This is a genomic window from Pseudanabaena sp. Chao 1811, assembly GCF_027942295.1.
Taxonomy (GTDB): Bacteria; Cyanobacteriota; Cyanobacteriia; order Pseudanabaenales; family Pseudanabaenaceae; genus Pseudanabaena.
Genome location: NZ_CP101416.1, coordinates 2,513,417 through 2,526,839, shown reverse-complemented (window position 1 = coordinate 2,526,839; position 13,423 = coordinate 2,513,417). Strand labels below are relative to the sequence as shown.

Sequence of the window (13,423 nt, the reverse complement as noted above, 5' to 3'; positions counted from 1 at the left end):
TAGTCTGGATAGAAGACTTTTTTGAGCGATCGCATTGTAGATGTGCTGATAGGCGAGCAAGCGATATAATGATAACAAAGCAGCATAAGCAAAAAGCCATGATTCAAACCTTAGATGCTCTGTTCGATGGTGAAGCCCTTGTCCCTGAAGTCCCCTTAAACATCAAATCAGGTACGAGAGTAAGAATTATTGTTGAAAGCTTATTACCTGATAACAAGCCTACCCAAAAATCATTCTTACAAACTGCTAAATCTTTAAAATTGCAAGGTCAACCAGACTGGTCGGAAAATCTAGACCAGTACTTGTATGGAGAAAATATTTCAGAAAATGCGTGAAGTCTTTTTAGATACATCCTTTGCGATCGCCCTATCTGCAATTACAGATCAAAATCATGCAAAAGCAGTTGAACTTGCCGAACAGATTGAAACCCAAAACATAAGACTGATAACCACTCAAGCGATTTTGTTAGAAATTGGCAATGCGCTTTCTAAACAAAAATATAGAGCTGGCGCAATTCAACTTCTCGAATCCCTTGAATTAGATCCAAATGTTGAGATAATTCCTGTGACAAATGAACTGTATAGTGCCGCCTTTCAGTTATTCAGAAGTCGTCAAGATAAAGAATGGGGACTGGTTGACTGCATTTCATTCGTAGTCATGCAAAATCGAGGAATTGCCAATGCGTTAACTGCGGATGAACATTTTAACCAAGCAGGATTTAGAGCATTATTGAAATAATATGGCGATCGCATTGTAGATGTGCTGATAGGCGATCGCAGGTAAAATAAAACTATGAATGTCTCCCAAAAACAAAAACTATGCTAGAAGCAACTGTTCGCGATAATCAAGAGCTTTCTCAGCTAATCCAACAGGCAACCTCTAAACGCGAAGCCATAACCCTAGTCCAAGAAGATCAGCAAAAAGCAGTCTTGTTAAGTTTGGAAATGTTTCAAGCTTTAATAGGAATTAGCGATCGGAGAGAGAACTTGTCAGCCGAACGATTCGCAGCAATGTCCCATCAACTCTTTACAAAATCTGGCTATGACTCACCCGACAAAATAATGCAACTAATTCAGGAAGTAAAACAGGAATTAGCAACTGAAAGAGAACAATGTCTTAAATGACGGAAAAATCAATGCCTAGTTTGCCCAAATCAATATTTCTCGACACAAAAGCTAATTCGCGCTCTTGTCGAACAAACAGAAGAATTTCAATGTCTTACCCCAAAAGAATTTTTACAAAAATATGTTCAATAATCAATTTGTAAACGCCAAATCCGCAGCAAACCCTAAAACAGGCATATTAAACCACCTTAAACACATCAAAATTCAAGCTCCAGTTGACTTTGCTGCTAACATTGACCTGTACATGAGTGGAGAAAAGAACCTTGATAATATTCATTGATACATCATTCATTAATGACTTTGCAAGTGATGTCGGGCGATCGCCTATTCAGGCAAAAAGTCTTCATCAAGTACCTGCTCAGAAGTAAAGGGACAAACCTCAGGAAAATGCACTAAAGGCAATCTTGTTTCAATTTTGGCTTGTTTCCTTGCATTTCGATAGCATTTATCAAATATTTGCAAATAATATCTTTTCAGACTAGGACTAGCTTCAAAGCGTTCATCGATGCGACGACGATGCTCAGCGATACTTTTTTCCCAACTTCTTGTGCGTTTATTCGGTTGATATTGCCATTTCAGCAAATGTAGTAAAACCACGACTAAATCGCTACTTAAAGCATGTTTGTCACTATTTCCCATCGATTGCACTTCTTCGAGTAAATTCACCACATCTAGATCCGCTAATCTGCCCTCACGCAATATCTGAGCTGTTGCCTCAACCCAGAGATTAAAATCACTTTCATAGAGATTGGTAAGTGAATCAAGGGAATTATTTTCGGTTTCGTTAATATCCTGTGTCTCTAAGTAAGCCTGTGTCATCAGCTTTTCCTCAAAGTTTTATTCGCAATTAATTTTGAGAGTAACATAATCAAAAAAGACATTTACATTGAAAATCAAGATAGAAAAAGGTAATTCAGATAACTTGACCTTCATATCCGACATAAAAACATCGCAAGAGTTACCCCGTAACAGAGAACGTAAACGAATAGCAATATTTAAAGTAATGATATTGTGAGCCTTGCTCCCCACAGCCATCGCAAATACCTGACCGCCCAGATACTCATAGCGAACTTCACTCTTACTCTCTGATTCTAAATATTCCTCAACGGAGAAAATATGAATCGATGATCGCATAATTTTTGCTGCTTTTGCTGCTAAATTTCCATACCATTATACAACCTTAGATTTTGGCATACCTGAAGCTTGGACAGAAGACATTGTTTGAGCGATCGCACTTTTGCTATGCAAGCTAAGATGTAGTGAGATACAGAGGATTGTGTCGGGGACACAATCCTCTGTATCTCACTTGCTTGAAAAGCGCTATATTAATCGATCTCGTTGGCGAATACTGTCGCGATCGCCTGTTTAGCATCTGTACGGAACTCTTGGACATTCACCCGACTGAGGAACCATACAGCGAGAATCATCACTAAGGCTTCGCAAACAAACACAAAACTATAGGCAAATGTATTGGAATCACTAAAGATTTTTTTGCCAACATCTAGTATCACGCCACCTATGACTGTCGCTAGTCCTCTAGCGATCGCCTGAGACAATCCCCAAGCACCGACAAAAGTACCCGCAGTTTCGGCAGCCGTCAGATCAAGCATGAGACTCAATGCGCCCGAAGTCGTAATTCCTGAAGCAAAGCCAAATAGAGCTAGGGAAGCTTGCAAAGCCCAAGTCTTTTGGATAAAGCCAGATACTAATAATAGAGCGCAACTTGCCGCTACTAGATAGCATCCTAATCTTGTGGATTTCTCTTTACCGAGTTTGGGAACGATTAAAAATCCTGAAGAACTGAGACCAATTAAAGTACCAGTTCCAAAAGCAGCATTAAGTTGGGTTGTAGCGCAAATACTCATACCGAATACTGCACCGCCAAAGGGTTCCATAATCGCATCTTGCATAAAAATACCAATGGTCATCATCAGCAAGAAGGAGAAGAATAATCCCGTTTGTTTGCTTGCAGTCAAAACTTTCAAAGCCTTACCAAGACTGAGCTTGTCCTCTGTAGCAGTAGTTCCATTGAGAATGTGATTTTGAGCAACCCGTAATTTGTAACGGGAATATTTTTGTTCAATGCCATAGGTAGCTGCAAAGGAGAGCGCGACTACTGCGGTCGGAATAATCAAAAATACTGAATTAATCGCTTTTTGGAGCTGGGCAAGGCGATCGCTATTGGCAAAAATAGAAACATTGCTTGGCGGTGCTTCAGTACAAGGTAACAATCTCGAAACCGCGATCGCCCCAATCACGATCCCCACCATCAGCATTGACCAGACGATGCCCACTAATTTTGAGCGTTCCTCTTCGTCAGAGATATCCACTAACAAAGCCGCAAAGGGAGTGGAACTAAAACTAATTGCCATGCCATAGATAGCAAACATTGCACCTAAGGCGATCGCCCATCCATAGGTAATGCCATTCCAGCCAATCTCATGGACACTGCGCCCTAACTGCCACATCACCTGTGTAGTTAAAAAGGCAATTATCGCAAATACCACCGCCCCAATCCAAACGTAACCTGAGCGATGGGTTCCAAATATAGTTTTGGCATCGGAGGTCTGTCCAAACCAGATACGAGTGGGTGAGACAAACAGAGGCATGGCAATAAAGCCTGCGGCGAGGGTCGCAGGAATCGTCAGTTCATTAATCATCAAACGATTGAGTAGTCCTGCAATCAGTAGAGACATAATCCCTAAACCCATCTGAAATAGACCGATCCGAAACATCTGAATCAGTGGCAGTTTCGGCGGTTTGGGTTCTAAATCTAGCTCTGCTATATCCACTTGGTTATCCATGATCTGATATCTTTTGCGATTGAAATAAAAATCAATAAAAAAATTATTATCCTGCACTTTGAGAGCTAACGGCACTCAGGTTCACAAAACCTAGAAGCAATAACACAACGCAATGCTTCTAGGTTTTAATTTTTGCTCTCAAACTTCCGCAGAATTGCTCTAGGCGATCGCGAGACAAATTCATAGACTCTAATCGATCTAGATATTGGGATCATCCGCACCAAGCACTGATCATCCTAAATTTGCATTAGGGATAAACCTATGAATTCTGTTTTAAGAAACTCCAGTTTTTTATTGTTTGTTAGTGTAGTTCTATGCTTTAGCAACCATATCAATGCAGGTGTTTATGCAGATGAAGTACCTCAAAATATCCAACCTCAGCGTATTGCATCCAGTCAACAGGTTAAACAAGCAGAAATTAAGCAGAATCTCAATGAAAAATTGCTAATTGCAGCTAAAAATGGAAAACCTGCTGAGGTTCGATCGCTAATTTCCCAAGCCACCGATGTGAATGTCCGTGATGAATATGGCTGGACACCAATATTATGGGCAGCGATGAATGGACATACCGATGTGGTGAGAGTTTTGCTAGCCGCAGGAGCAAATCCCAACACCCGTAATAAATATGGCTGGACTCCCCTCATGTGGGCAGCAGGGCAAGGCTATGGCGAAATTGTGCGATCGCTAATCGCCTCAGGCGCAAGACTTAATGCTCAAGATCGTAATGGCTGGACAGCGATCATGTGGGCATGGGATGGCAAACAAGAGGAGACGGTAGCAATTTTACGAAGCGCTACCCGTCAATAAAACAAGAGCGTCTTGCCCTCTTGTTTTAACGGCAGTTCAGGTTAAGCTGGCAAATTTTAAAACCCAAAAGTAAAAGCCTTGCTACGCAAGGCTTTTACTTTTGGGATTTGAGAGAGGGTGTGCTACGCCAACCCTCTCTCAAATCCCGTTTCAAATTATCCTGAACTCGCGTTGTTTTATACTTTTCGCAAAACGAATAAATTTCCTTCATTACCGCGACCAATTCGTAAGTCTTGATCGAGATAAGTGGTTTCCAGCCAACCCTTCTGATCTTCGCGCTTAATTTGGAAGTCGATCGCTAATAATTTCTTAGGCGATCGCAAAGTATCAATAAAACTATTGACATCCTGATAGCCCACCAAGGTTTGGGAACCAGCTACTAATCTCTCAAAATTCACTTTAACCCGTTTCTCATTAACCACAGAGAAATTGGCACAGACACTTACTAATCCACTTAATAACGGCAAACCCTTAATTTCGGCAACATTAAAAATCTTACCTTCATCTACGCGCAAGCACTGATAGATATTGCCTAGTTTATAAAGTGGAAAGCGATCAATCCCTAACAACTCTTGGCTCGTTGTAAATAGCAACAACCAATTACCATCTAATAATTCAGGAGCTTGGGTCGGTGCAGGCGTAGGGTTTAACTCTTCAAGATAGGCAACTGCCGAAAAAATTGCTTTGCGCTGATCTTCCGACATATTCAATCCGCGATTCACAGGGGCGATCGCATTAAATAGATTTGCTTTGCGAGTATTACTAGTCATGATCTTATTCTATAAAAAATAAAGGCAACGCGATGCGTTGCCTTTATTTTTTGGTTTACCCTTGACGAGCTTTGAACTTTGGGTTTGTCTTACAAATGACATAGATTCTGCCGCGACGACGTACAACTTTGCAGTCCTTATGGCGAGTTTTTGCCGATCTGAGGGAGCTAACAACTTTCATGGATTAATCCCTAACGTTTACTTATGATGAAAATTTTCACACGGCTTTTAATTCTAACATGATTTGGGGCGTAAATCTTAAAACCTAAATTTAGACAGGCTTTACGCTCTTTATCCCACCCTCCTTACAATTATGGGTTTTAAAGTGTGCGTTTAGCCAATCCAATGCTATGCTTGCAAGCATAAATTTGACCAACCTCAACATTAAATTTTATTTTTGTAATGCTGCATCCAACTGCCATTCCTTACTTGGTCGCCTTTGCAGTATCTGCGATCGTGGTGTGGCTGAGTACGCCGATTATTCGACATTTCGGACTTAAAGCAGGATTAGTAGATAAGCCCAATCATCGCAAGATGCACACCACTCCTGTAGTGCGGGTAGGGGGAGTAGCAATTTTTTTAGGAAGTGTCACTGCCCTATTACTAGTTTGGGTAGGCGGATATTTTGGCATCTTGCCCCAAACTAGAGAATATGAAGTCTGGGGCGTAACAATTGGTGGAGCAGCCTTTTTCTTAATCGGATTTGCGGATGATCTATTTAACTTACCGCCATTACCGCGATTAATTGCCCAGTTAGCGGTATCTGCTGCCGCTTGGCGCGTGGGCGTGCGCATTGACTTTATCTCCGTTCCATTTCTGGGCATTATCAAGTTTGGATGGCTCAGTTTACCAATCACGATGGTCTGGCTCTCTGGCATGGCAAATGCGATCAATTGGCTTGATGGACTCGATGGACTTGCCGCAGGTGTAACGACCATCGCCGCCGCAGTAATTTTAATCACCAGTCTATTTATGCAGCAACCTGCGGCAGCTTTGATTGCAGCAGCACTAGCAGGTGGTTGTTTAGGATTTTTGCGCTACAACTTCAAACCGAAAAGTTCGGCGGAAATCTTTATGGGGGATGGTGGCGCATACTTTTTGGGCTTTACTCTCGCAGGGGTCAGTGTTATTGGTTTAGTTAAGGCTGTGGCAACGGTTGCCCTAATTATGCCCTACATGATTCTGGCTGTACCAATTGTGGATGCGACAGCAGTAATTTTGCAGCGTATTGGCAGAGGTGAGTCCCCAATGGCGGCGGGTAAACAGCATTTACACCATCGCCTTGTCCAAGCAGGTGTATCCAAACGCCTCACAGTTTTATTTATCTATGCTCTCACCCTATGGGTTGGTAGTATTGCGATGGCAATCTCAGGAATGCCAGCAGGGGGAACCTACGCAGCGATTAGTACTTTATTAATGGTTTATGCCTGTTGGAAGGTGTGGCAACGTATCAAAGCTAAAGAAGAGCGATCGCAAAAAGAACAAGCTTCTCAAGTTAGCGATCGTTAAAAAGAGATTCGGTACTTTGTACCGAATCTCTTTCTCTTTTTTTAATTCTTTTTAGCAGATGACACAAGATCTAGTTTCGTTTTATATAGTTGTCATCATCGGTATAACTGGGTTGCAAGTATCCGTAATCTGCATAACATTACCTCCTCTTTTTGTCAGGACTTCTCTACAATTCAACTTAACTTTTAAACTATAGCGATCGCTGCTAAACCTTATATAGAGCGAATCAATGACTCTCAGTTTCTAACTTTAACTAAAAAAGCTTAAAATAAGTTCAGGATGGTTGCTGGCTATACTAATTGATTGCAAGGATTATGGATATAAAGTCGTGGTTAGTCAAACGCAGCAAGCAGGTAGAAGTTTTGACACTTCCCTAGATGTCTCTAAATATGAAGCGAAGACACAGGAAATCGCCAAGAAGATTTTAAGTGGCAATGAGAAAAGTTCTTTTTGGTCGAAGTTATCGCAAATTAAGGATGAATTGCGCCTTGATGACAAGCTGATGGCTTGGACAATGGAAAATGAAGGATTGCGAGTGCAATTATTCCGCTTGATCGATTGCTTGCCAGCATTACAGAGCAAAGCCGAGATTGCAAGACATATGCAGGAATATCTCGCTAGTGATGCGGTGGAAGTTCCTGCTCTGCGGGCTTTATTAAATTTCAGTACCGACAATCCTAATTCGATTCCTGCAACGGCAGCAGCGACCACACTCTCAACCGCAGTGGCAACCCTCGCTAAGCGCTATATCTGCGGTGAGAACCTATCAGAGGCGACCAAATCCATTGAGAAACTGCGGCGCGATCGCTTTGCCTTTACGATGGACTTGCTCGGTGAGGCAGTGATTAGCGAACTAGAAGCAGGTGAATATCTCAATCGCTACATTGCGATGATGGAGGATTTGTCGGGCAAGGCAAAGGCTTGGGGCTTAATTGATCAGATTGATAAGGCGGATGGTGAAGAACTCAAACGGGTTCAAGTTTCTGTAAAATTGAGCGCTTTCTATTCTCAATTCGATCCTCTTGATCCCGTCAAAACCACAGAGAAAGTCAGCGAACCTGCCAGAATTTTATTGCGTAAAGCTCAAGCTTTAGGTTGTGGCATCCATTTTGATATGGAGCAGTATGAGTTCAAATCGCTCACTTTGCAGATTCTCAAGCAAGTCCTAATGGAACCAGAATTCCGCGATCGCACGGATGTAGGGATTACGCTACAAGGCTATTTGCGCGACAGTGAACAGGATTTGCGTGATTTAGTGGAATGGGCAAAATTGCGCGGTAAACCCGTAACAGTACGCCTAGTCAAAGGAGCCTATTGGGATCGCGAAACGATTCGATCCTATCAACAGGGTTGGGCTTTACCAGTCTTCTCCGATAAAGTTTCCACCGATGCCAATTACGAGCGCTTAATTCAGATTCTCTTAGAAAATCATCAATATCTCTATGCGGCGATTGGTAGCCATAATGCGAGGTCTTTAGCCAAAGCGATCGCCATTGTCCAAACCCTAAATATTCCCAGTCGTGCCTTTGAAACTCAATGTCTCTATGGCATGGGTGATAAATTTGCTAAGGCGATCGCGGATATGGGCTATCGTGTGCGCGTCTACTGCCCCTTTGGTGATTTGATTCCCGGAATGTCTTACTTGATTCGCCGCCTGTTGGAAAATACCGCCAATAGTTCCTTTTTAAGAATTAGTGGAGAAGGTAGCGATATCAGTAAGTTGATTGCGGCTCCTGTAAAGACGGAACGGGATCAAAATTACAATGGCGCACCTGCTTTAAATATTTTTGATGGTTTTGTCAATGCCAGCGATCGGGATTATGCGATTGATCAAGAGCGTGAAGCCGCCCAAACTGCATTAGAAAAAGTTCGCAATCAACTTGGGAAAACCTATTTGCCAATCATCAATGGTCAAGCAGTAGAAACAGAAACCTATATCGAATCCGTTAATCCTGCTAACTCTTCGCAGGTAGTCGGCAAAATCGGTTTAGCCAGCATCGACCAAGCCGAAGCAGCAGTTCAAGTTGCGAAAAATGCTTTCTCGTCATGGAAAAAACTCAGTGCTAAGGAACGGGGTGATATTCTCCGCAAAGCTGCTGATATCATGGAAGAGAAGCGCGAAGAATTAGTTGCGTGGATCTGTTGGGAAGTTGCCAAACCGATCCGCGAAGGTGATGGCGAAGTTTCTGAAGCGATCGATTTCTGCCGCTACTATGCCAAGGAAATGGAACGTCTCGAATCGGGCGTACAGCGCAATCTCCCTGGGGAAGATAATACCTACATCTATCAACCTCGCGGCGTGGTAGTAGTAATTTCGCCTTGGAACTTTCCCTTTGCGATCGCCTTGGGGATGAGCGTAGGTGCGATCGCCGCAGGAAATACGGTAATTCTCAAACCCGCCGAACAGTCCTCGGTAATTGGCGCAAAGATCGCCGAAGTCTTGCAAGCCGCAGGTTTACCCACAAGCGTATTTACCTATCTTCCCGCCAAAGGTTCCACCGTTGGTTCCCATTTGGTCAAACATCCCGATGTGCATCTGATCGCCTTCACAGGTTCGCAACAAGTCGGCTGTCAAATCGTCACCGAAGCTTCCATTTTGCGACCTAAGCAGAAGCACATGAAGCGAGTGATTGCGGAAATGGGCGGCAAAAATGGCATCATCATCGATGAAAGCGCCGACCTCGATCAAGCGGTAGTGGGCGTAATGAATTCCGCCTTCGGTTTTGCTGGTCAAAAATGTTCCGCTTGTTCCAGAGCGATCGTCCTCGCACCCGTTTACGACAACTTCCTAGAGCGTCTGGTAGAAGCCACGCGATCGCTAAAGGTTGGTGAAGCCCATCTCCCTGACACCAAATTCAGCGCTGTGATCGATGGAGCCGCCCAGAAGAACATTCTCAACTACATCGCCAAGGGCAAAGAAACCGCCAAACTTGCCTTTGAAGGAGAAGTTCCCCATCACGGTTTCTATGTACCACCAACGATCTTTAGCGATGTCGATCCTGACAGTGCGATCGCCCAAGAGGAAATCTTTGGTCCCGTATTGGCGGTAATCAAGGCACAGAGTTTTGATGAGGCATTAGCGATCGCAAACGGTACAAACTTCGCGCTCACAGGCGGCTTATATTCGCGTACTCCTTCCCATATCGAACGCGCCTATCGCGAGTTTGAAGTGGGCAATCTCTACATTAATCGCGGCATCACAGGCGCATTGGTAGATCGCCATCCCTTCGGCGGTTTCAAGCTAAGCGGTATCGGTTCCAAAGCTGGCGGACGCGATTATCTATTGCAGTTCCTAGAGCCAAGGTCAATCACAGAAAATACTCAGCGTCAAGGCTTTGCACCTCTTGATGGGATTGAGTAATTAAGTTAATAGGAGTTGATGTTAGAATTGCTAACACCAACTCCCAGCATTTACTGTTTTAAAATGAGGCTTTTATGAATAACTTTGACCTGCCAGAAATTGCACATAATATTTGTGCAATTGCAAATTATAAACTTGCTAGAACCCAAATAAATATTACTCATAAATGGATTCTAACTGATGAAGAGGACGGCAGAAAAAACATGACACTTTCATCCGTAGAATTAATTAATGACATTATTCTTTACACAATTCATTCTTTGAAAGATGAATCTATTTATAAAAGATTTAGGGGGTATATCGAGAACAGTGAAAGCATACAAAATATGATTTCATATTATGGTGATTACTATGGAATACAACCAGAAAATATCATATATAGATTAATGAAAGCTGCATTCTTAAAGCCAGAAAAATATTTTGATTCAACAAAACTTATAAATGAATCCAATCGACTAATAGCTAATATTAATAGTGGAGTTGATGAAATTACTCTTATTGGTCGTCTTCACGGGGTAAGACTTGAATCTGAGTTAATTGAAGTTGAATCAGATATTTCTTTGATACGTCTTGATCAACAGGCTATTAACGAACGACAACCTCTAATTAATGAATTTGGGATTTATCCTGCTATTCTAGATTACTCAGATTCTAATGTAGAAATAAAAATCAAAGAACATTATCCAATTAGTCTTGGATATAATATTATGAATATGAATTGGCAAAATGACTTGATTTATAAATTAGATAATGTGGTTAAATCTATCAAGTTATGTCGGCATGGTAGATTTTATATTTATCCTATAAGATTTTATAGCACTTTAACAGGTGAAATGTCTACTATTAGACCAGCTCCTAAATATACTACTGACAAAGTTGTTTTAAGCGTTGCTGATATCGATGATTTAAAAAGAGCATTTTCTATAGTTAAAAACATATCTGGTGATAATGTTTTAGAGCGTTCCTTTTCAAGATTTCTGATTGGACTCGATGAACTTATATCTGAAGAACAAATTGTTGATTTTGTAATTGCTTGGGAATCATTATTGCAAACCGTAGATGGAAAAAGCAACAAAGCTGAACTAGCATATAGGTTCTCTCTTAATGGCGCAGCCATATTGTGTGAAGTAGATAATAATCGTAAATTTACCGAAGCACAGACATTAATGAAGGAAGTTTATAACATTAGGTCAGCAATAGTACATGGTGGGGATTCTAGTTCTATTAGTAAAACTCTAAAAAAATTAGGTTTTGATAATCTTGTCAATCTTAATAATGAGCTTGCAAAATTATATCGAAATGTAATTTTTTGGCTGTCGGGAATTGAGCGACAAGAACGTCCCTATCATAAAAGTTTTGGCTGGGAGTTATTACTTAGAAAATAGTCTGAAACACTCAGTATCAAGGCGTTGTGCCGATTGATTGGATTGAGCAATTAAAATCAGGCAAGGGGCTTCAACCCCTTGTTCTTTGGGATATACTCTATAAATGCTGTATCGCATCGCCTAAACCTATGACCCAGACTATCGAGCAAAAATCCACGCTATACGATCGCGATCTTAATTTGTGGTTAGAAGAGGCGATCGCGAAGTTAAAAGCAGGTGATTTTCAAAATTTAGATGTCGAAAACTTAATTGAGGAGTTAGAAGGTTTGGCGGGTAGAGATCGGCGCGAAGTAGAGTCACGTTTGACTAGATTGATTGAACATATCCTCAAACGTTGTTATGTAAATCTGCCTGAGTGTTATCGAGGTTGGGAAATTACAATCGTTAATCAAAGGGCCGAATTAACTACACTATTAGAGCAGTCTCCCAGTCTGAAAGGTCATTTCTCACAGGTTTTTGAACGTGCTTTTGACACTGCCCTCAAACTCGTAAGGCTAGAATATCCTGACACTAATTTTCCTGATGTATGGCAGTTTAGTCGAGATACTAAGAAGGTCTTAAACTTAAATTTTTGGACAACTATTTAAAAACCTATGACTCAGACTATCGAGCAAAAATCCACGCTATACGATCGCGATCTTAATTTGTGGTTAGAAGAGGCGATCGCGAAGTTAAAAGCAGGTGATTTTCAAAATCTTGATGTCGAAAATTTAATTGAGGAGTTAGAGGGTTTGGCGGGTAGAGATAGGCGTGAACTCAAGCGGAGATTGACTACACTCATTGAGCATATTCTCAAGTGCTGCTATGTCAAGAGTGAGTATGACTATGCGGGGTGGGTTATTACAATTGTCAGGACTCGCAACGATATTCAAGATATTCTCGAACAGTCTCCAAGTTTAAAAGGCTATATCAATAGTCCTGAGTTATTTCAAAAAGCTTTTGATGATGCGCTAAAGGTTGTGAAGGTTCATCCAGATTATAAATCTGTGAATTTTCCTAAAATATGGCAGTTTAGCCGAAATATTGACGATATACTCAATCTTGACTTCTGGGAAGAAATTTAAATACACCTTTTGATGGAATTGAGTAATTAGATAAGGCATACCCAAGAACAGGTAGGAATATAATGTCATCTGAATCTAGACAATATGTAGAAGTTGCTGCATCGTTAGAACAACGAAAGGCTATGGCAGTGTTAGCCAAAGAGTTTACAAAAAAAGTTGCTGACAAAACATATAAACCTATTTTTGAGGAATGGTCACGCAACTATTTGATGCAAGAAAATAACCGAGTGGGCTATAAGGCTAAGTATTGTGGCATAAAACAGGAAATGGATAAGGAAATAGAGGAAGCAATTGAGCATTTAAAAAATTGGATGTCTCAAAATCTTGTATCTTCAAAATCCGAACAAGATCTAAAGACGCAAAATCAAGTTATAAAAAAATTTGTAAAATCATCCACAAATACAATTGTTAAAATATTTGATCGGGAACTAATGCTAGTAATTTATAATAATTTTAATCCCAAAGAAGGAGAAATACTTATTAATAAACTTCTTAGTATCCGCAAGTATAATAGTGATGTAGATATTGACAAAATTGAGGAGTTTAAGCCTGTAATTTCGCAGTTATTAAAAGAGGTTAAACTATAATTTTTGATTGAG

General features: G+C 41.1%; 15 protein-coding genes. 10 read left to right on the top strand and 5 right to left on the bottom strand.

Annotated features, from left to right (window positions below; genetic code table 11):
• The first annotated feature begins 98 nt into the window (after positions 1 to 98).
• The 3 genes from NMG48_RS11570 to NMG48_RS11560 all read left to right on the top strand — a co-directional run bounded on the left by NMG48_RS11570 (position 99) and on the right by NMG48_RS11560 (position 1,124).
• Positions 99 to 335: a hypothetical protein gene (locus NMG48_RS11570; protein WP_271251711.1), complete on the top strand. Its 237-nt coding sequence runs from the start codon at positions 99 to 101 to the stop codon at positions 333 to 335.
• Positions 307 to 738, top strand: a complete 432-nt coding sequence (locus NMG48_RS11565; RefSeq protein WP_271251710.1) for a type II toxin-antitoxin system VapC family toxin — start codon at positions 307 to 309, stop codon at positions 736 to 738. The genes NMG48_RS11570 and NMG48_RS11565 overlap by 29 nt, the downstream gene beginning before the upstream one ends.
• An 80-nt stretch (positions 739 to 818) precedes the next feature.
• Positions 819 to 1,124 carry a hypothetical protein gene (locus tag NMG48_RS11560; RefSeq protein ID WP_271251709.1) on the top strand — a complete coding sequence of 102 codons (306 nt, stop codon included), beginning with the start codon at positions 819 to 821 and terminating at the stop codon, positions 1,122 to 1,124.
• Between the two features lie 324 nt (positions 1,125 to 1,448).
• Here NMG48_RS11560 and NMG48_RS11555 read toward each other — a convergent pair whose 3' ends face one another.
• The 3 genes from NMG48_RS11555 to NMG48_RS11545 form a co-directional block, all read right to left on the bottom strand.
• The gene (locus NMG48_RS11555) at positions 1,449 to 1,943 is read right to left on the bottom strand and encodes a DUF29 domain-containing protein (protein WP_271251708.1); all 495 of its coding nucleotides are present in this window, start codon (positions 1,941 to 1,943) and stop codon (positions 1,449 to 1,451) included.
• A gap of 18 nt (positions 1,944 to 1,961) precedes the next feature.
• On the bottom strand, positions 1,962 to 2,258 hold the full coding sequence (locus tag NMG48_RS11550) for a Uma2 family endonuclease (protein ID WP_271251707.1): 297 nt from the start codon (positions 2,256 to 2,258) through the stop codon (positions 1,962 to 1,964).
• Between the two features lie 191 nt (positions 2,259 to 2,449).
• Positions 2,450 to 3,928, bottom strand: coding sequence for a BCD family MFS transporter (locus tag NMG48_RS11545; protein WP_271251706.1), 1,479 nt, complete (start codon positions 3,926 to 3,928; stop codon positions 2,450 to 2,452).
• A gap of 261 nt (positions 3,929 to 4,189) precedes the next feature.
• Between NMG48_RS11545 and NMG48_RS11540 the strand changes: the two genes are divergently transcribed.
• Complete coding sequence (locus NMG48_RS11540; RefSeq protein WP_271251705.1) at positions 4,190 to 4,735, top strand: ankyrin repeat domain-containing protein; 546 nt, start codon at positions 4,190 to 4,192, stop codon at positions 4,733 to 4,735.
• A 176-nt stretch (positions 4,736 to 4,911) separates the two neighbouring features.
• Here NMG48_RS11540 and NMG48_RS11535 read toward each other — a convergent pair whose 3' ends face one another.
• A complete protein-coding gene (locus NMG48_RS11535) occupies positions 4,912 to 5,505 on the bottom strand; it encodes a PAP/fibrillin family protein (RefSeq protein ID WP_271251704.1) in 594 nt (197 codons plus the stop codon).
• 55 nt (positions 5,506 to 5,560) lie between these two features.
• Positions 5,561 to 5,686: a type B 50S ribosomal protein L36 gene (gene ykgO / locus NMG48_RS11530; protein WP_126385240.1), complete on the bottom strand. Its 126-nt coding sequence runs from the start codon at positions 5,684 to 5,686 to the stop codon at positions 5,561 to 5,563.
• A 221-nt stretch (positions 5,687 to 5,907) separates the two neighbouring features.
• Between ykgO and NMG48_RS11525 the strand changes: the two genes are divergently transcribed.
• From NMG48_RS11525 to NMG48_RS11500, 6 genes are all read left to right on the top strand, one after another.
• A complete protein-coding gene (locus NMG48_RS11525) occupies positions 5,908 to 7,014 on the top strand; it encodes a glycosyltransferase family 4 protein (protein ID WP_271251703.1) in 1,107 nt (368 codons plus the stop codon).
• Positions 7,015 to 7,342: 328 nt separating this feature from the next.
• Positions 7,343 to 10,375 carry an L-glutamate gamma-semialdehyde dehydrogenase gene (pruA, locus tag NMG48_RS11520; protein WP_271251702.1) on the top strand — a complete coding sequence of 1,011 codons (3,033 nt, stop codon included), beginning with the start codon at positions 7,343 to 7,345 and terminating at the stop codon, positions 10,373 to 10,375.
• Between the two features lie 74 nt (positions 10,376 to 10,449).
• Entirely contained in the window at positions 10,450 to 11,760 is a 1,311-nt protein-coding gene (locus NMG48_RS11515; protein WP_271251701.1) for a HEPN domain-containing protein, read from the top strand.
• 128 nt (positions 11,761 to 11,888) lie between these two features.
• Positions 11,889 to 12,347, top strand: coding sequence for a DUF29 domain-containing protein (locus tag NMG48_RS11510; protein ID WP_271251700.1), 459 nt, complete (start codon positions 11,889 to 11,891; stop codon positions 12,345 to 12,347).
• Between the two features lie 6 nt (positions 12,348 to 12,353).
• Positions 12,354 to 12,824 carry a DUF29 domain-containing protein gene (locus tag NMG48_RS11505; protein ID WP_271251699.1) on the top strand — a complete coding sequence of 157 codons (471 nt, stop codon included), beginning with the start codon at positions 12,354 to 12,356 and terminating at the stop codon, positions 12,822 to 12,824.
• A gap of 62 nt (positions 12,825 to 12,886) precedes the next feature.
• Complete coding sequence (locus tag NMG48_RS11500) at positions 12,887 to 13,411, top strand: hypothetical protein (RefSeq protein ID WP_271251698.1); 525 nt, start codon at positions 12,887 to 12,889, stop codon at positions 13,409 to 13,411.
• The last annotated feature ends 12 nt before the right edge of the window (positions 13,412 to 13,423 follow it).